This window comes from Bradyrhizobium sp. HKCCYLS20291 (genome assembly GCF_051167715.1).
GTDB lineage: Bacteria > Pseudomonadota > Alphaproteobacteria > Rhizobiales > Xanthobacteraceae > Bradyrhizobium.
The window spans coordinates 142844-162377 of record NZ_JBNPTO010000007.1; the positions used below are offsets into that span (position 1 = coordinate 142844).

13 protein-coding genes are annotated in these 19534 nt (G+C 62.4%); 10 read left to right on the forward strand and 3 right to left on the reverse strand.

The genetic code is table 11. From position 1 onward, the window contains the following. The first annotated feature begins 21 nt into the window (after positions 1–21). The 3 genes from ACQR07_RS17685 to ACQR07_RS17695 all read left to right on the forward strand — a co-directional run bounded on the left by ACQR07_RS17685 (position 22) and on the right by ACQR07_RS17695 (position 3389). Positions 22–1635: an ABC transporter substrate-binding protein gene (locus ACQR07_RS17685; RefSeq protein ID WP_434864386.1), complete on the forward strand. Its 1614-nt coding sequence runs from the start codon at positions 22–24 to the stop codon at positions 1633–1635. Positions 1636–1701: 66 nt separating this feature from the next. Further along, positions 1702–2901, forward strand: a complete 1200-nt coding sequence (locus ACQR07_RS17690) for an amidase (RefSeq protein WP_434903510.1) — start codon at positions 1702–1704, stop codon at positions 2899–2901. Beyond that, a complete protein-coding gene (locus tag ACQR07_RS17695; protein WP_434903511.1) occupies positions 2898–3389 on the forward strand; it encodes a GlcG/HbpS family heme-binding protein in 492 nt (163 codons plus the stop codon). The genes ACQR07_RS17690 and ACQR07_RS17695 overlap by 4 nt, the downstream gene beginning before the upstream one ends. Before the next feature lie 76 nt (positions 3390–3465). On the opposite strand, the gene ACQR07_RS17700 is transcribed toward ACQR07_RS17695, so the two are convergent. Further along, on the reverse strand, positions 3466–5622 hold the full coding sequence (locus tag ACQR07_RS17700) for an exonuclease domain-containing protein (protein ID WP_434903512.1): 2157 nt from the start codon (positions 5620–5622) through the stop codon (positions 3466–3468). 290 nt (positions 5623–5912) lie between these two features. Here ACQR07_RS17700 and ACQR07_RS17705 point away from each other — a divergent pair, with 290 nt between their 5' ends. Next, entirely contained in the window at positions 5913–6878 is a 966-nt protein-coding gene (locus ACQR07_RS17705) for a D-2-hydroxyacid dehydrogenase family protein (protein WP_434903513.1), read from the forward strand. Positions 6879–6892: 14 nt separating this feature from the next. Here ACQR07_RS17705 and ACQR07_RS17710 read toward each other — a convergent pair whose 3' ends face one another. Further along, entirely contained in the window at positions 6893–8449 is a 1557-nt protein-coding gene (locus tag ACQR07_RS17710) for a tripartite tricarboxylate transporter permease (protein WP_434903514.1), read from the reverse strand. 10 nt (positions 8450–8459) lie between these two features. Then, the gene (locus ACQR07_RS17715) at positions 8460–8885 is read right to left on the reverse strand and encodes a tripartite tricarboxylate transporter TctB family protein (RefSeq protein WP_434903515.1); all 426 of its coding nucleotides are present in this window, start codon (positions 8883–8885) and stop codon (positions 8460–8462) included. Positions 8886–9078: 193 nt separating this feature from the next. Here ACQR07_RS17715 and ACQR07_RS17720 point away from each other — a divergent pair, with 193 nt between their 5' ends. From ACQR07_RS17720 to ACQR07_RS17745, 6 genes are all read left to right on the forward strand, one after another. Then, positions 9079–9864 (forward strand): IclR family transcriptional regulator, encoded by a 786-nt coding sequence (locus ACQR07_RS17720; RefSeq protein ID WP_434903516.1) that lies wholly within the window; start codon positions 9079–9081, stop codon positions 9862–9864. Between the two features lie 124 nt (positions 9865–9988). Then, entirely contained in the window at positions 9989–10972 is a 984-nt protein-coding gene (locus tag ACQR07_RS17725) for a tripartite tricarboxylate transporter substrate binding protein (RefSeq protein WP_434903517.1), read from the forward strand. A 5-nt stretch (positions 10973–10977) separates the two neighbouring features. Beyond that, positions 10978–11763 (forward strand): enoyl-CoA hydratase/isomerase family protein, encoded by a 786-nt coding sequence (locus tag ACQR07_RS17730; RefSeq protein WP_434903518.1) that lies wholly within the window; start codon positions 10978–10980, stop codon positions 11761–11763. Between the two features lie 12 nt (positions 11764–11775). Beyond that, the gene (locus ACQR07_RS17735) at positions 11776–13881 is read left to right on the forward strand and encodes an acetate--CoA ligase family protein (protein ID WP_434903519.1); all 2106 of its coding nucleotides are present in this window, start codon (positions 11776–11778) and stop codon (positions 13879–13881) included. A gap of 681 nt (positions 13882–14562) precedes the next feature. Further along, positions 14563–18840, forward strand: a complete 4278-nt coding sequence (locus ACQR07_RS17740) for an NACHT domain-containing protein (protein ID WP_434903520.1) — start codon at positions 14563–14565, stop codon at positions 18838–18840. A 382-nt stretch (positions 18841–19222) separates the two neighbouring features. Continuing rightward, positions 19223–19351 carry a hypothetical protein gene (locus ACQR07_RS17745; RefSeq protein ID WP_434903521.1) on the forward strand — a complete coding sequence of 43 codons (129 nt, stop codon included), beginning with the start codon at positions 19223–19225 and terminating at the stop codon, positions 19349–19351. Positions 19352–19534 lie beyond the last annotated feature (183 nt).

The window sequence follows — 19534 nt, forward strand, 5'->3', positions numbered from 1 at the left end:
CATCCAGAAAGGACGCACGATATGAAGCTTTATCGCAGTCTAGTTGCAGCGGCGTTGCTCACAGCGTCCGCTGTGCTGCCCGGCGCTGTTGCGCACGCGGCCGAGATCGCCAAGGATACCCTGGTGATCGTGTCGGAGATGGGCCCCAATGGCCTCGACACGATGGTGCCGACCGCCAACGATCACAGCCGCATGGTGGTCTGGCAGGCCTATGACCGGCTCGTCAGCCATGGCGAGAAGACGCTGGCGGATGGCACGGTGTCGTACGACGCCAAGATCATGACGCCGGAACTGGCCGAAAGCTGGGAAGCCAGCGAGGACGGCAAGACCTACATCTTCCATCTGCGCAAGGACGCGACGTTCCACGACGGCACGCCGGTCACCGCGAAGGACGTCAAATGGTCGTTCGACCGCGCCATCGCCGCCGGCGGCTTTCCGGCCGTGCAGATGGCGGCGGGCTCGCTGGTCAAGCCCGAACAGTTTTCGGTGGTCGACGATCACACCTTCAAGGCCACCTTCGATCAGTTCAACAAGCTGACCATGCCGGATCTCGTCGTGCCGGTGCCGGTCATCGTCAACTCCGAGCTCGCCAAGAAGCACGCCACCGCGCAGGACCCGTGGGCCTTCGACTGGGTGTCCCGCAATGATTGTGGTGGCGGCGCCTACAAAGTGGAGTCATGGACGCCGGGCCAGCAGACCGTGTTCACGCGGTTCGACGCCTGGAAGTCCGGACCTCTGCCCAAGCTCAAGCGCGTCGTCTACCGGCAGATCGCCTCTGCCGGTACGCGCCGCGCGCTGCTGGAGAAGGGCGACGTCGACATGTCGGTCGGCCTGCCGCCGAAGGACTATGCCGAGCTGGCGGAGCAGGGCAAGGTGACGATCATCGGCGTGCCCGTGCAGAACGACCTGGTCTTCGTCGACATGAACGTGAAGATCGCCCCGTTCGACAATCCGAAGGTGCGTGAAGCGATCTCCTACGCGATTCCCTACAAGGAGATCGTGAGCTCCGCGCTCTACAACCGCGCCAAGCCGATGTTCGGCGGCGATCCGGCCAAGCCGTATCCCGATGCGACCTGGCCGGTGCCGATCAAGCATGGCCAGGACCTGGCGAAGGCCAAGCAGCTGCTCACCGAGGCTGGCTTCCCGAACGGTTTCAAGACCACGCTGTCGATCGATCTCAGCGAGTCCACGGTGCGTGAACCGACCGCGATCCTGATCCAGGAAGCGCTAAAGAACATCGGTGTAGAGCTGACGATCGAGAAGGTGCCGGGCTCGAACTGGTTCGCCCAGATGGCCAGCAAGACGATGCCCATGGTCATCGCCGAATTCTACGGCTGGCTCGACTATCCCGATTACTTCTTCTTCTGGACGTTCCATGGCGGCAACAACTCGGTGTTCAACACCGCGAACTACGTCAATCCCGACCTCGACAAGGTCATCGACGAGGCCCGCTTCACCAGGGATCCCGAGGTCTACAAGACCAGCCTGAACAAGATGGTCGACATCGTCATGACGGATCTGCCGCGTATCCCGCTCTACACGCGCTTTGCTGACTACGCGATGCAGAAGAACGTCAAGGGCTTCGAATACTGGTTCCATACCCATCCGGACTTCCGCAAGCTCTACAAGGAGTGAGGCGGGGAGAGAGTACGGCAGGCGTGCGCCGCAGGGCGCGCGCCTGCTCTTCATCAAGGATATGCCGTGCAGGACACTCTCGGAGCCTTCATTCCTGGCGCCATTCTTCGGCGCCCGCCGCATCGCTCCGGCCCGCTGTCGGGCCTGAGCTTTGCGGTCAAGGACCTGTTCGATGTCGCGGGCGAGGTGACCGGTTGCGGCAATCCGGACTGGGCAGCCACGCATGCTGCCGCTGAAGCGGATGCCTGGGCCGTCGACACGTTGCTGGGTGCCGGAGCCGCGCTGACCGGCAAGACCATCACCGACGAGATCTCGCTCGGGCTGCTCGGCATCAACAGGTTTGACGGCACGCCGCTCAACCCGCTCGCGCGAGACCGTGTCCCCGGCGGGTCGTCGAGCGGCTCCGCATCAGCCGTGGCCGGCGGCTTGGTCGATGTCGCCCTCGGCACTGACTCTGGCGGCTCGGTACGCACGCCCGCGAGCTTTTGCGGGATCTACGGCCTGCGCCCGACGCACGGCCGCATCTCCGTCGAAGGGCTGATGACGCAGGCGCCGTCGTTCGACACGGTCGGTTATTTCGCCAGGGATGCGCTGACCTTCAGCAAAGTCGGCAGCGTGCTGCTGGGTGAGGAGATCCAGGGTGCCCTTCACCCGGAGATCGTGATTGCGTCCGATTGCTTTGCGCTGGCTGACGAGCCGGTCAGGGCTGCCTTGCAGCCGGTTGTCGCGCGGCTCCGCAGCGTCGCACCAGCCACGGTGTCGGCGCTGGCAGATGGCGATCTTCTCGAGTGGGGGCGCCATCAGCGCGTCCTGCAAAAAAGCGAATTTCACGCGACATTTCGCGATTGGATCGATCGGGTCAATCCGCGCTTTTCCTCGGAGGTGGCCGGCGCCTTTGCTGATGACGGACGCAGTAGTGTACAAGATCTCGCAGCCGCCAAGGTCTTCCGCGCGGCCGCATCGAAGCGGCTCGACGATGTGCTGGACGGGCGACGGATGCTGTGTCTGCCGACCTCGCCCATTCTGCCGATCGCTCGCGATGCGCGTCTGTCGGAGATGCGCGCGGCCGTGCATCGGATCGTCGACTTGACGTGCATCGCCGGGTTGACGGGGCTTCCGCAGGTGAATCTTCCCGTTGCGACATCCGGTCCGGTCCCTGTCGGACTGTCTCTGATCGGCTGGCGCGGCGGCGATGCGTCGCTGCTCGCGGTGGCGCAGACGCTTGCAAGAGAGTTCTCACTTGGCCTGTTCGAGGAGCTGTCATGACCGATGTCAAGGACACGCGCACGCTGACGCTTGCAGGCGGGCTCAAGGTGTTGAACGCAGCGATCACCGAGGCCGATCGCATCGGCCAGCCGATGTGCATCGCCGTGGTCGATACCGGCGGCAACCTGCTGGCGTTCGGGCGCATGGACGGGTCGAAGGGGCTGAGTGTGACATCGTCCATCAACAAGGCGCGCACATCGGCGCTGTCGGGTACGCCGACCGGCGGCGCGCATGCCGACGTGGAAATTCAAGTCACCTTGGCGCATGAAAGCCGCTGGACCAATCTGATCGGCGGCCTGCCGATCCGCGTCGACGGCTTCATCCTCGGCGCCGTGGCCGCCGGTTCCGGGACCGGCGCGCAGGATCTCGCCGTCGCCCGGGCCGGCGCAGCCGCCATCCCCGGCGCCGACATGTACACCGACTTCGAGCCGATGGGCGCCGAAGATACGGGGATCATCAGGGGCACGACGCTCCCCGCGCAGGTCTGACCTCGGCAGGTGGGCGATCCCTGCGTTCGTCGGCGAACATTGAACGAAGCCGCACTTCTCCGCGTACTCCGCGCAACTAGGCCGCCTGCGCAGCATCTGCGTCTGCGACGCGCTTGGTGTTGATGAGATTCAACAGCCGGGCTGCCGCCCGAGCGTCGCAGAGCGCTCGATGATGGTCCTCCAACTCGATGCCGTAGATCGCGCACAGCTTTCCCAGCCCATATGATTTGTGCCCGGGATATCGGCGCCGCATTCCGACGCAGGTGCACAGCTTCGGGAAGCGGAAGTGCCGTTCGAGCCGTTCATACTCGCTCGACAAGAACCCGTAGTCGAAGTTCACATTGTGGGCCACGAAGATGCCGTCACCCATGAACGCCATGAAGCTATCGGCGATGTCGTGAAACACGGGCGCATCCCGAACCATCTGGTTGGTGATTCCGGTCAGTTCGACGATCTTCGCGGGGATCGGCCGCTGCGGGTTGATCAGCGAGTGCCACTCCTCGATCGGTTGATGGTTGCGGACCTTCACCGCTCCGATTTCGGTGATGCGATCGCCCGATGACCAGGAGCCCGTGGTCTCGATGTCGACGACGACGTAGTCCTGCTCCGCGTCGAAGCGGAAATCCACGCGGCCGATTTCGGCCGGTATGCCGGCCTGCTCGAGCTGGCGCAGACGGGTCAATTGATTGCGGCGTATGGCGTCGCCCTCCGCCTTGACCTCGACGAAAGACACTTTGCCGTCGCGCACCTGCATCAGATCGGGAAAGCCGTCCCGCATGCCGCGGAAGTCCTCGCACATCGCCCGAAGAATGGCAGCCAAACCGTTTGCATTGGCGCTTGTGAGCAGGGCGCGCAGCGCGTCCATCTGCACGTGCTCCCAAGCAAACAGTCCGTTGGACCGGCCCCATTTGGAAGCGACCGTGCGCAGGATGATTGGCAGTCCCTGTCCGGATTCGATCTGCGCGAGCTTCGCATCGATCTGCGCGGGGAAACGCCGATGAAAAGTCCGGTCGCGAAGGCAATGCGGAACCCAGTCGAACAGGCTGTTGAGCTGGCCGGATTCGAACAGCTCATCCCAGAACAACAGCCCGAACAGTGCGAGCCACAGCGTGTTCTCGGCGAAATAGACCTCGCCGCCCCGACGTCTCAGCACGCTTGCGACGCCTGCTTCCGGATGACCGCGATGCGTATCGTCGACGACGATCAAGCGCCCGGATCTCAGCAACGCCGTGCTGAGGCCCGTCCGTTGCCTGCCGAACTTGCGGGCGTAGAAGTCCATTGCGAAGAGGTGCTCATCGTCGCTTGCGGGGTCGTCGATCATCTCCCGCAACAGAAACTCGGCCGCGTCCTTGTCGCCCCTGGTGTACAGCAGCCGGACGAGGCGCTCGCGGCAGTCCGCCGACTGGCCGAAACGATAGAGGCGCTCGCCGAGATCCAGCTCGCCCTGCTTCTCGAAAAACTGCCCGACCTGACATGCGGAGCGAGACGCGAGATCGGCGGCGTAGTCGGTCGTCCGCGGCGGACCGTCCAGGATCGCGGTGACCGCCCAATGGTAGATGTCGGGGGAACGAGCCTCGATGCGGTCCAGCACCTGACTATAGTGAAAACACGCATGCGCCTCGTCGGAATCGACGAAGCGAGAGCTGAACGACGTCTCTTGGTTCGTGCGCAGCACGCCGAGATCTCGCAGAGCGAAATTCTTGAGATTGTCGGCCGTCTTTCCGAAATAGAGATACAGCAGAAAGTCGATGGACCGCGTGTTGTCGAGAGCGATGAAGCCTGCGGCGCCGCAATGCTTCGCGGCGAGATCGAAGGGAATTGTTGCCATGAAAAAGTCGGCCAGCGCCGGCTTTGACCAGGACGTACGTATATTGCGGCCGAATCCCGCCGCGCGGGCGCCGTCGAGAAGCGCGGTCTTCGGTTGGCAGAGCAGGAAAGCGCAATAATCTTCGGCACGAAGACCACGGGCGTATCCATGAGCGATCAGGTCTCCAGCGGCGGACTCGAGATCTGTGATCTCCGGGTACTTGAAGAGAGCACGGTTGAAGATCGTTCCACGCCGGTTGACCATGCGGATCAAGAGACACTGCGCGTCCTTGGAGAGGCCGCGAAAGCGCGCGGTGAACGCACGGTCGTCGTCGGTGAGGATCTCGCCATACGTCCTCTCGACGAACTCCAGCATTTCGACGAAATGGTCGAGATAATAGTAGACCGGCAATGTGGTGGGCTTCATGGGGTACGCGCCGATCTCCTGCGGCCTCGGTCAACGACCGTCCCCTGGCGTTCAGCCGGACGGAGTCGCTCGTTCCTTTTTTGTTCTGAACGCGAGATTTGTCAAGCTGGAGCGTCTTCCTTGGCGATGTGGCAGCTTCTCTCAGGTCTATCGACGCCCGCCGGAACGCCGCCGCGCCAGTTCCAGCTGCTGGAATCCGCGTGATGCTGGTCCCTTGATGCTCGGACTAGGTATCCTCGAATGACAATCGCCTGATCGACATGATCTGGCGAAGGGACGGAGCCGATCTCATGCCAGCAGTCACACCTGTCCGCGTTGCCGTGCTCGACGATTTTCAGAACGTCGCGCGCTCGCTTGCCGACTGGAGCTCGCTCGAACCCCGTGCCACGACGACGTTTTTCAACGATAACGTCACGGGGGACGCGCTCCTGGCGCGATTGCTGCCGTTCGACGTGATCATGCTCATCCGCGAGCGGACCAAGTTGCCGGCGTCGCTGATCGCAGGCCTGCCCAACCTCAAGCTGGTCGTCACCGCGGGGATGCGCAACCTGGGCATCGACGTGGCCGCATGCACGGCGCGCGGGATCCCGGTCTGCGGCACCGAGACCGGCAGCAGCTCGACCGCAGAGCTGGCCTTCGGGATGCTCCTGGCGCTGTCGCGGAATATCGTGGTGGAGGACCGAGCGCTACGCGAGGGACGCTGGCAGACGCGCATGGGCTATGCCGTGAAGGGTTTGACGCTCGGCATCCTCGGGCTCGGGCGGCTCGGCGCTCAGATGGCCGGATACGGCAGGTCGTTCGGCATGGATGTCATCGCCTGGAGCCAGAACTTGACCCCGGCGGATGCGGCAGCGGCAGGCGCCGAGTTCGCCGAGAAGGACGACCTGTTTCGGCGCTCGGACTTCATCAGCCTGCATGTCGTGTTGAGCGAGCGGACCCGCAACATCGTGGGCGCGGCCGAACTGGCGCGGATGAAGCCGTCGGCGTGTCTGATCAATACGTCGCGCGCTGGCCTTGTCGACGAGGACGCCCTGATTGCCGCGCTGACGGAGGGCCGGATTGCGGGCGCAGCGCTTGATGTGTTCGAAGTCGAGCCGTTGCCGCGGGACGCGCCGATCCTGTCGGCGCCCAACACCTTGCTGACGCCCCATCTCGGCTATGCCTCGCGCGACAGCTACAAGACCTATTTCAGCCAGGCTGTGGAGGACATCGCCGCCTGGCTCGACGGCCAGCCGATCCGGGTGCTGATCGCCTGATCTCTGGACCCGTCCTATTCTGAAGCCTGATATGTCCCGGCTGCCAGCGCCGTTGGTGCGGCGTCGCGCGGCTCGTCGCTTGATCTCGTGTCCGGTCGGCGCCGCGCCACAAGCCCCGACACGATCTGCCAGGCGAAGATCAGGGCGACGATTCCGAGAATGCCTCCGCTGATCGGATGCTCGATGAACGTCGTGAAGCTGCCGTGGCTGAGCAGCATCGCGCGCCGGAAATTCTCCTCCAGGATCGGTCCAAGGATGAAGCCAAGCATCAAGGGCGCAGGATCGAGGCTGAGCCGGAAGAAGATGGTGCCAAGCACGCCGAAGAACGCCGTGGTGTAGATGTCTTCCAGGCTGTTGTTGACGCTGTAGGTGCCGACGCAACAGAAGAACAGGATGGACGGGAAAAGCGCGCTGTAGGGAATCTTGAAGACCGTCAGCCAGTAACGGACCAGCGGAACGTTCAGGAAGACGAGGAAGAGATTTCCGATCCACATGCTTGCGACCAGCCCCCAGAACAGATCCGGATGGTCCGCGATCATGGTGGGCCCTGGCTTGATGCCGTTGATGATGAACGCCGCCATCATCAGCGCCATCACGGCATTTTCCGGAATCCCGATGCTCATCAGCGGAATGAAGCTCGTTCGCGCGGCCGCTTCGTCGGCTGCCGCCTGTCCGGCAACGCCCTCGATCGCGCCCTGGCCGATCTCGTCGCGGTACTTGCTGAATTTCTTGTCGACGGCGTAAGCCGCGAACTGAGCGATGACGGGACCGCCGCCCGGCAGCAGTCCGAGCAGCGAACCGGCCGCGCTGCCGCGGAGTGCGCTCGGGATGATGCGCTTGAACTCGGTCCAGCTCGGTATCAGCTTGATCTCACCGCGAAACGGCGACGTCTGCCGGTCCTTGTCCAAATTCTTGGTGATCTCGGCGATGCCGAAGCAGCCGAGCGAGAGGCTGACGAGCGCGATCCCGTCGTACAGCTGCGGAAGGCCCATCGTGAACCGGAGGGTGCCGGTATTCACGTCGGTGCCGACGAGGCCGAGGAGGACGCCTACGAGGCACATCGACAGGCCGTCGAGAACGCTTCCGGTGGTCACGAGGCTGACGCAGAGGAAGCCGAGCAGCACGAGCGCGCAGTATTCGGTCGGACCGAACATTAGTGCCACCTGACTCAAGGGTGGCGCGAGCGATGCCAGAACGATCGTCGCGATCGTGCCGCCGATGAAGCTGGAAATGCCCGCCGTGAACAGCGCAAGACCGGTCTTGCCCTTGAGCGTCATCTCATAGCCGTCGATGCAGGCGATGATGCTGGATGCGTGCGGCATCCTCATCGTGATGGCGCTGACATTGTCGCCGTACTGGGCACCGTAATAGATTCCGGCCAGCATGATCAGCGCGCCGTCCGTCGGCAATGAATAGGTCAGCGGCAGCAGCAGGCTGATCGTCGCCAGCGGCCCGAGCCCCGGTAGCAGGCCCACCAGCGTGCCGATGGTGCAGCCGGCGGCACAGAACAGCAGATTGTTGAGCGTCAGGGCGTGGCTGAAGCCGAAGGAGAGATTGGACAGGATATCCATCGGTGTCGCCTCAATAGAGCGGGAGCTGCAGTCCGAGGCCGAGCTTCATCGCAAGCGCGACGGAAGCGAGCACGGCGCTCAGCGCAAGAGTGCGGGACAGCTTGAAATCGGAGGCGGCGTAGGAGGTGATGAGCACCATGGCGACGAGGCCGACCAGCATGTTCACGTGCTCGGAGAGCAGCACGAAGCTGAGCAGGCCGGCGGCCACCAGTGCGATGTTCCTCGCCTTGAATGCGAGTCCGTCGCCATTCATGATGCGGGCGCGCACGACGATCGCGAGGCCCACGAGGAAGAGCAGGGCAGACACGACGAGCGGAAACATGCCGGGTCCCGCACGGCCCAGCGTACCCAAGGAATAGAAGCGGGCCTGCAGGCCGAAGAACAGGGCTATGGCGAGCAGGCTCAGCCCTTTCGCCAGGTCTCGGTTGATCGTCATGTTTCCTCCGCGGGGCGTGCACTTGAGATCGGCACATTGTCCCATGAGGAGGAACGCCCAATCGTCTGGCCGGCTTGGATTTGCTTAGAGCCGGGCCGGGACAGACGTGATGAGCTTCCTCCACTCGCAACCAGGATAGCTGCCGTGCTAGGGTCGAGATGCACCCGAATTCCATCTGCTGGAACGCGAAAAAATGGCAGCCGACCACAGCTACGACAGCCTGAATCGCTCGCTCGAGCGAGGCATCGCCATTTTGCGGGCCTTCAAGCCGGGTGTTGCCGATCTCGGCAACGCCGAGATCGCGGAACGCACGGGGCTCGCGAAGGCGACCGTCAGCCGGCTGACGCAGACGCTGGTGAACGGAGGGCTGCTGCAAAGGGATGCGGGACGCCGGGTCTACAGGCTGGCGCCGGCGGTCCTCAGCCTGGCGCACGCGATGCGTCTCAGCTCTCCCATGCTGTCCGTGGTTGCGCCCCTGATGCGGACCGAAGCATCGCGGCGTCGCGTCAATGTCGGGCTGGCTGCGGCGGACCAGGAGATGATGGTCTACCTGGAATCGTTCCGCTATCACCCGCGACTGACACATCGGACGGTGGTTTCGGGCCAGCGCATCCCTGTCGAACTCACCTTATTGGGGCGCGCCTATCTGTGGGCGCTCGAGCCCTCCGCTCGCGAACGTGAGTATGCCGCGATCGCAAAACGGCGCCCGAAAGCCTACAAGCGGCTCATTCGCGAGATCGAGAGATCCTTCACCGAACTGGACAAGCTCGGTTATTGCGCGGTGGGCTGGCAGCCCGGAGTCGTGGCCGTGGCGACGACGCTGCCGTATGGCGCGGGTGAGCCGCACGTGATGAACATGAGCATTGGGAGCGTCGAGCCACTCGAAGAGGCCGCGCACCGGCTGGCGCCCTGGCTGCTCGATCTGAAACGCCGCTGCATAAATCGGCTCGAGCATGCATCGGCACCCGAATTGAGTTGAGCGCGCGCCGTGCGCCCAATTCCAACAGCTGGAATTGGGGGCATCCCGGACGCGCCGACGCATCGTAGTCTCCTCTGCAACAGGGTCCGGCGGTCTACGCCGGATGTGGCGGAGGAAACCTTCGATGGCAGATCATCGCGTAGGACGGAAAGCCTTGTTGCTGGCGAGCCTGGGATTGGCGATCGCCGGCGCATCTCCGGGGGCAGCCCGGGCCGAGTATCCCGATCGACCCATCAAGCTCGTCGTTCCCTTCTCGCCCGGCGGCGGGACGGATCTGATCGCGCGAACGCTGGCCAAACCGATGGCTGCGAAGCTCGGGCAATCGATCGTGGTGGAGAACAAGGCCGGCGCGGGGACCATCATCGGCTCGGATGCCGTCGCGCGAAGCCAGCCGGATGGCTACACGTTCCTGATCGCGACGCTCGCCCATTCGGTCAATCCGAGCCTTCACGCCAAGCTGCCCTACGACACGGACAAGGCGTTCGCCCCGGTTACGCTCATCGGCACCTATCAGAACATCCTGGTCGTCAAGCCGGAGAGCCCGTTCAAGACCGTCGAAGACGTCATCAAGGCAGCCAAGGCCAATCCAGGAAAGTACACCTATGCCTCGCAGGGCATCGGGACGTCGGCGCATCTGGCCGGCGAGCTTCTGAACAATCTTGCTCATATCGAGCTGACCCACATCCCCTACAAGGGCGCGGGCCCCGCATTGACCGATGTCCTCGGCGGGCAGGTCGACATGATGTTCGCGAGCAGCGCCGCAGTGTCCGGCTTCATCGCGAGCAAGAGTCTGCGGCCGATTGCCGTCACCGGCGCCAAGGGGCAGACCCAGGTGCCGGGCGTTCCCAGCGTCGAGGAGACCGTGCCCGGTTATGTGTTCGACAGCTGGTACGGGCTCTACGTGCCCGCGAAAACGCCGAAGCCCGTCATCGATAAGCTGCTCGAGGCCGTCAAGTTCGCCGCGCAGGATCCGGAGTTTCTCAAGCGGGCGCAGGACGAAGGCCTGCTGATGCGGGTCGGGACCCCTGAAGAACTCGATGCCTACGTCAAGGCGGACACCGTTCGCTGGCGCAAAATCGTGACTGAAAACAAGATCAAACCGGAATAGGCACCATGGGCTCGGATATCGTTCTGAAGACCGTCAGCGACGGCATAGCAACCGTGACGCTGAACCGCCCCGAGAAGCGCAATGCCATGAGCGACGAGATGCGCTCGTCGCTGATCGAGGTGCTCGAGGACATCGCCGCGGACAGATCGGTTCGCGCGCTCGTGCTCACCGGAGCCGGCAAGGGGTTCTGTGCCGGCGGCGATGTCGCCGGCATGAAGCGACGGATGGAGGCGCCGGCCGGGGAGGTTGGGTTCAACGGCTGGGCGCGTCAGCAACGGGTGCACCGTACCCAGATGTTGCTCCATACCATGCCCAAGCCGACCATCGCCGCCGTGAACGGGGCGGCGGCGGGGCTTGGCGCTGATACGGCGCTGGCGTGCGACTTCATCATCGCGAGCCCGTTTGCGAAATTCGCGTGGTCATACATCCTGCGTGGTCTCATCCCGGACGGCGGAGGCATGTACTTTCTGCCGCGGCGCGTCGGGCTTCCGAAGGCGAAGGAACTCATCTTCACCGGTCGGCAGGTCGCTGCCGAAGAGGCCGTTCAGCTCGGCCTCGTCGATCGCATGAGTACGCCCGACACATTGCTTCAGGATGCGCAAGCCTGGGCACGCGAACTCTCCGCCGGGTCGAGCACTGCGATCGCACTCGGAAAGGCCATTCTCAATCGATCGTTCGAGACCGAGGCCAACAACATCTTTGCGAGCGGAAGCCAGGCGCAGGGCATCTGCTATACGAGCACCGAGCATCGCGAGCAGGTCCTCGCATTCCTCGCCAAGTCGACCAACTGACGAGCGCAGTCGATGTCCCTGGATGCTTTGTTCAATCCGCGCAGCATTGCCATCGTCGGCGCCTCCGCGGACTCGACCAAGACCTCCGGTCTGCCGATCCGCTTCCTGCGGCAGCAGATGTTCGGAGGCGAGATTTTCCCGGTCAATCCGCGCGTCGCCGACATAGACGGTCTTCGCTGCTACAAGAGCATCGAGGCGCTGCCGTCATCACCTGACGTCGCGATGGTCCTGCTTGGTTCGGCTCACGCGGTGGAGGCGGTGCGTGAACTGGCGGCCAAGGGCACGAGATACGCGATCGTCCTCGCCGGCGGGTTTGGTGAAAGCGGAGAAGACGGACGGGAGCGCCAGCAGCAGCTTCTTGCCGCGGCAGGCGGAATGCGTCTCCTCGGACCGAATACGATCGGCCTCGTGAACGTCTCGAACTCGGTGCCGCTGTCGGCGAGCGGCGCGCTGTCGGCAGGCGCTCTGTTAAAAGGTTCGGTCAGCGTTGTCTCGCAAAGCGGCGGAATTCTTGGCGCATTGCTCTCGCGGCTGACAGCAGGCGGTGTCGGTCTCTCCAAGCTGATTGCGACCGGCAATGAAGCGGATCTGGAGATTGCCGACTTCGTCGACCATCTGGCCGACGACCCCGACACATCCGTGATCGCCCTCTACGTCGAGGCCATCCGTCACCCGGAGAAATTTCGCCGCGCGGCGCGCCGGGCGCGAGAGGCGGGCAAGACAATCGTTGCCTTGAAGATCGGCCGTTCGGAAGCCGGCGCACGCGCCGCCGCCTCGCACACGGGAGCAATGGCCGGCACTGACCGGACATATGATGCTTTCTTCCGCGATCTCGGCATCGTCCGGGCTCAGACCTTCGGTGACCTCGTCGACATTCCCGCTGCACTTGCGACACAGCCGGCATTGATGGGACGCCGCGTCGCGATCCTGACGTCGACCGGCGGGGCAGGGACTCTCATCGTGGACAGCTTCGGCCTGAACGGCCTCGAAGCGCCGGACCCCGACGCTGCGACTGCGGCGCAACTCGTCGCCCTTATGCCCGATGGTCCATCGTCATTGAGGACCAATCCGGTCGACGTGACCCTTGCGGGCCTGCAGCCGGCGATCCTGAAGGGCTGCATCGAAACGCTGCTGGCCAGCCCCGCCTACGATGCGCTGGTGGTGATCGTCGGCGCGACGAGCGTGCGCAATCCCGATCTGATCAGCAATGCCATCCGCGAGGCGAAGTCCGACGGTTCGAAGCCATTGCTGGCCTATGTGAGCCCGCATGCGCCGGAAGCCGTGTCACGGTTGACGACACAGGGCGTTCCGACCTTCAGCACGCCAGAAGCGGTCACCGTTGCTCTCAACGCCCTGTGGGCCGTTGGGCGCCCGCTCCGTCGGTTCGAAGAACCTCGACCGCGTCCGGCCGTCGACATTCCCCACGACTGGGTTGGCTCGCTTGACGAGCACAAGGCCAAGGTGTTGTTCGCAAGGTTCGGCATCCCCGTCGTACGGGAGAAGATCGTCGCGAACGGGGCCGAAGCTCGTGAGGCGGCGCGAGAGTTCGGTGGCAACGTCGTCCTGAAGATTCTCTCGTCGACGATCACCCACAAGAGCGATGTCGGGGGCGTTGTCATCGGGCTCGATGTCGCAACGGTGGGTGATGCTCTCGATCGCATGCGAGACGTCGTCACGGCCAACGCGGGACGTGCGCCGGAAGCTTTCCTGGTGCAGGAAATGGCTCCAGGCGGCGGGTTGGAGCTCATCCTCGGTTGCCACCGCGATCCGCTCGGTCTGGTTCTGCTGCTCGGCATGGGAGGCGTCACGGCCGAGCTCTTGAGCGACACGGTCATCCGGCTGCTGTCTTCGGAGACGTCGTTGTCGCACGAGCTCGCGCTGGAGATGGTTCAAGAACTCAGGTGCTGGCCCTTGCTCGACGGCTATCGCGGGCGCGCGAAACTCGATGTCGAGGCATTGGTCAGCGCGATCGTCAATTTCGCCGCGATGGCTGTTGCGCTCGACGGGCGCATCGTCGAGGCCGAAATCAACCCGCTGTTTGTTCTTCCCGCGGGCGCCGGCGTTCGCGCTGCCGACGCGGTGGCCGTGCTGACGAGCAGTCGGGCTTCGGCAGGATGATCTCCCGGCAGCAGCCCCTTGCGCTTGCGCTGGGGAGCTGACGGCACGAGGGAGCGCCGACCCCGGACGGCGCAGCATGTTCGTCGCCCGTGCGACGCCGGCTTGCGCTGCGAGCGCCGCGCTCTCGTCATGGACCACAGGGGACCTGTTTGACAAGGTTCGCCAACATCCGTCCAGGACGATAGCAGCCGATAGCTCTCGAGAGCGTGCCCGGCAGGACCGGGCAGAATATTCCTGTGGAATCAATACGAAATAAAACCGTCGGTCTCACCATCGGCATCCTGAGGCTGCATCTCAGTAAACGCCCTTGGGATCAATGGGTTATGCGCTTGCCCGACAATCGAGTGGGAGTAGGGAGAAGCCGCCAGCGTCGGCATTCTTCGTCATGGTCGGGCGCCCAGCAACTCACATCCTTGCAGTTCTTGCTTGAGGACCCGACTTTGTAGAGGCTAATGATCGCTGGGGTGAAGCCGCGATCGCGTTGACGCTTGCGGGGGACGCGAGCATTGTGCAGCGTCACGTAATTCGCAACGTTGCCAAGCGGTGCCGCGCCTTGGCGCTCAAGGCTAAGCCTGGCGAGCTAGTATTACTGTTGAAGTCCTCGGAAGTCTTCGAAGGCGAATATCAACAGTAAACAATCATTTGGCATTGACACTTGGACGCCATTTTTCGCGTGCAGCCATGAAAAAAGCCCAATCTCCGCTCGGCAGCTCTTACATCGGAAGCGCCAAGCGTCAGTACGATTGGCAGCGCTTTTGGATTGCTCGCACCGGCATGCTCGACCTGTCCGACGGCGGCTTCTTGGCCGACCCGACCGGCCCATTGCATCGATCTCATCCTGCGACCCCAGCGACGTTGGCCGAACTCGAAAAATATCGCGCACTTGTCCTCCTCGGGGAGCCCGGCATCGGTAAGTCAACCACTCTGGAGGCAGAAGCTGCGCGTGTGTCTACAGACGTTGTCGCCGACCGTACGACCTCAATCCACGTCGACTTGCGCGCCTATTCAAGCGATACGCTGCTCCATCAGAGGGTCTTTGGCAGCCCCGAGTTCATCGCATGGACAACGAATACCTCGCATCTGGTCCTCCATCTCGACAGCTTGGACGAAGCGCTCCTGCGCATCGATAGCATCGCAAACCTCCTAGCTAGCGAATTGCCGCGCTACCCGGCGTCACGGATGTCGCTAAGAATTGCCTGCCGAACCGCAGTCTGGCCGGGTGCGATCCTGGAGCCGGTGCTGAATGACCTTTGGGGTGCCGACGCAGTTGGAATTTTTGAGTTGGCGCCGCTCCGGCGCAAAGACGTGGTGACAGCCGCAGGTGCGCTCGGCGTCGACGCCAACACCTTTATCAGAGAACTATACGCGGCTGATGTCGTACCTTTCGCGATAAAGCCATTGACGTTGAATCTGCTGCTCGGTCTATTCCAGCGTGATGGACGGCTTCCGCGTAGCCTCGTGGATCTCTACACTCGCGGCTGCCTCAAGCTCTGCGAGGAAACAAATTCGAGCAGGCGCAATGCGCGGCGCCTAGGTACGCTCAATCCCGCTCAGAGGCTGCGCGTCGCCGGCCGTCTCGCGGCCGCGACGATGTTCGCCAACCGCTATGCGGTCTGGACCGGCATAGAGTCGGACGGCGTTCCGGAGGAAGACGTCGCGGTATCGGTTCTGGCGTGTCAGCATGAAGAAGGGGATTTGCCCGACATCACTCAGGATCATGTTCGCGAGGTGCTCGATACTGGCCTGTTCACCTCGCACGGCGGCGAACTCATGGGGTGGGCACACCAGAGTTTTGCTGAATTCTTGGCGGCGCAATACCTCGTCGAACGGAAGGTCTCGTCCGAGAATGTACTCAAGATACTACTTCACCCCTCGGGCGGCTTAGTGCCCCAACTCGCTGTTGTCGCTGCCTGGATCGCGTCGCTGAGTAAGCAGATTCGCGATGTTCTTATCGCAAGTGAACCCCTGGTTCTGCTGCGCGGCGATCTGACCGGGTGGAGCGAGGGCGATATTGCGGCATTGGTCGCGTCGCTCCTCACAGCCTTTGAGTGTCAGAATCTACGTGATTTCATCCCTGGTATCGCCGACTATTACGCCAAGCTCGCTCATCCACACCTGGCAACGCAATTGCGTCCTTATATCATTGATAGCCGAAAGAACCTTGTGAGCCGCCGCGGCGCAATCATGATGGCGGGCTCCTGCGATGTAACGGAGCTGCAGCCGGAATTGCTTCAGGTGGCCCTCGATCCGACAGCCGACCCCGAGCTTCGCACGCGTGCTGTCTCCTCATTGCAGACCTGTGGTGACCAGACCGTCCCTGCGCAGATTCTCGTGCTGGCCAAGGGCGAACTTGGCTCCGATCCGAACGACGGTATCAGGGGGCATGCGCTCGAAATCCTCTGGCCCAAACACCTCTGCGCATCCGAACTCTTCGCCATGCTAGCGCAACCTAATGAGGGTTACGTTGGCGCCTACGTCATGTTTCTGACCCATACCCTTCCGGAGTCACTAGCGATCCAGGACCTACCAGTTGCTTTAAGGTGGGCTACTTCGTTTGTCGCATCCTCGGGATACATGGGCGATTTCCATCGTAAGTCGCTGGCCGATTCAATCCTGTTTCGAGGTTGGGCGAATCTCGAAAACTCGGAAATCGTAGAGCCATTGCTGGACTATGTGTTCGCGTGCCTGCAGCAGTCCGGTGCGCTATTGCGCGGGACCGGCCATCGGGCACAGGAGCAGTTTCGAGAGGCGCTAAATGCCGATGTAGTGCGTCGACGCCGGTTTATCCGTGCCGCTGTTAAGCGCGGTATCGAGAGAATGCAGGTGTTCTACCTAGTTCGTGCCGGCTTCATCCGTCGGGACGATTTCTTCTGGTTGCTTGGCCAGCACCAAGCCGACATGCCCCTCGACGAGGCCACGCTCTGCAACATGGTCGAGATGACCTTCGACCGCGACGACCCGGCCCATTTCGAACGGCTCTACGAAACGGCGCTGCAATGGCCGCTGCTATGGCAACACTTTCTCGCGGTGTTTGAAGGAGTGCCACTGGACTCTGCCGACGCCCAGATGCTGCGCAAAAACCAAGAGATGATGAAAGAGTTTGAGGAGCGGCGGCCATCACCGTTGACGCCGCCGCCAGCGGAACGAATTGAGACCCTGCTGACGCGATTTGAAGCAGGGGAATGGCGCGCATGGTGGCAACTCAACCGAGAGCTGACCTTGGCGCCCGCCAGTACAGTCTACGGCTCCGACCTCGAATATGCAATTACCGGCATGGCCGGATGGATCGCCTCCGACGAAGCGACCCGATTGCGGATATTGCGAGTCGCCGAAGCATATCTAAACGTCGGTGAAACCTCGGTAGACGAATGGATCGGAACAAATAAGCTGTTTCTGAACGACCTCGCGGCATACCGGGCCTTCATTTTGATGAAGGAATTGGAGCCGGCGATCTACGGATCGATTCCCTTAGTGATATGGCAAAAGTGGGCGCCCGCAATCGCTGGCCTTCCGAAAAACACGGGGTCTGAACGGCCCAAACTTCATGCCGAGGTAGTCGTTGACGCGTTAAGCAGGGCGCCTGCAGAGTTCGTGGGGGCCATAAAGAGGGTATTGAATAGTGAGAGGGCGGAGGCGGCTAAGGCTGATCCCAACGCGAGTGTGGCGCCCGGTGTCAGCTTCCATGTTTTGCGTGAACTCGAGGGATGCTGGGAAAGCGAATCCCTCAAACAGGTGCTCCTCGATGAATTGCGCGACCCTGTAAATTCGGATGAACAATTCCGCACTATTCTTGAGATGCTGCTGTCGGCCAAGTTTACTCCCGCTCGCGACCATGCCATCGCGATTCTTAGCCAGGAGCCGATGCCCAGCCAGTCGCGGATGTTGGTCGTGGCCAGCGTTTTGGCAAAACATTGTGTAACGGATGCGTGGCCAGCCATCCAGGCGCGAATTTCGCAGAATGCGCAATTCGCACGCTCGCTGTTCCTTGATCTGGCTTCGAATTATCGCTTCGAGGCCTCGTTCTTCGCAGAATTGGAAGAACAACAAATTGCTGAAATATACGTGTTGCTGCACCGCTTGTTTCCAGTCGCTGACGATCCGAAGCATAATTCGGGCGAAGCGCATTTCGTCGGCCCGCACGAAATGGTCGGTCATTTGCGCGACGGCCTGATTTCTTTACTCGTCAGCAAAGGCACGCATGCCGCGGTCCATGCCATGCGTTGGACGATTGCCGAGCTTCCCAAACTCGTGTGGCTGCCGTTTCTTTTGCGTGACGCCGAGCAAACGATGCGGATCAAGACGTGGGCACCGCTCAGCCCCAGCGAAGTCTTCCGTCTCACTGAATCACGGGAGCGGCAACTGGTGCAGACGCCCGCTGACCTGTGCGGGCTTCTCACCTCGGCGTTACGAAAATACGAAGCTGAATTGCATGGCGAGCAGAGCCCAGTACGCAGCCTCTGGGATCGCCAAGGCGGTGGCAAGATGTTTCGTCCAGTGGAAGAAGATAGTCTGTCAGATCACGTCAGCCTGTTTCTGCGGCGCGAGTTGGTTGACCGCGGGATTGTTGCGAACCGCGAAGTTGAAGTGGGCCGCATCCCGGGCGCCCCAGTCGGCAAGCGTACCGATATCCGCGTCGATGCGATCAGGCGATCTGATGACGGAGTATCCTACGACACGATTACCGCCGTGATCGAGACGAAAGGTTGCTGGAATGCCGCGCTGTTTACTGCGCTGGAGAATCAGCTCTACGAAGAGTATCTAGTCCGGCTGCGCGCGCCCGTCGGGATATATATTGTCGGCTGGTTCGACAAGGATAAATGGGATGACGCTGATGGGCGCAAGGCAGCGACCTCGAACGCCACGATCCATCAGGTCCAGACCAAGCTTGATGCACAGGCCGACGCCATACCCGCTGGGTTTTTGGTTCGAGCGCTTGTTCTCGATTGCCATGCGCATTGACCGAGGGTCAACGATCTGAGGTGGCGTTAACCCGGACTAGGCATGGTACATTCTGTGGCAATCCGTCGGATACGAGCACACGGATTGCGGCGCAAGTGCTGGACCGCGCGGAACTCGTTTGTCGGCTTCCCTCGCTGCGATTGAGCAAGTTGGTCGCGACGTAGCGACGGCGTAAGCCACTCACGGACACCCCATCTTCCAACAAACATCTTCCCGACGGGCACTTCTTGCATGCCTCACATGCGCCAACTGCCCGTCGTGCCAGTTTGTCGCGCACTTCTCCCTTGCGCCGTCGGGCAAATCACATCCACATTCTCGCGCATCCCGGCTCGCTGAAGAGGGACGTTTCGCGATCGTCACGAGCGTCGAGCCGGAAGATGCGATGGGCGCGTTGCTCTGCAGCCTGGTGTCACAGCCGGGCCGACGGACGGAGCGAGGCGACGGCGAAGTGGTGTGGTCCTGGTCTCCCGACGCTGAGACCAAGCCGGTGGTGATGATGATCCGCTGGTGACGGGGGCAAGACAGCCGGTCCCCGGGGAGAGCGCCTATAAGTCGCAAAACCGTCGCGCAGGGAAGGCCGGATATTGGGCTGAACCTGTGGTTCTGCCGCGTGCTTCTTGTTGCACGCGGACCGCGGGTGTCAGCCGATACCCGGTCTTCCCTGCGCCTCTTCTTCAAAGGAGAGGTCGATCGA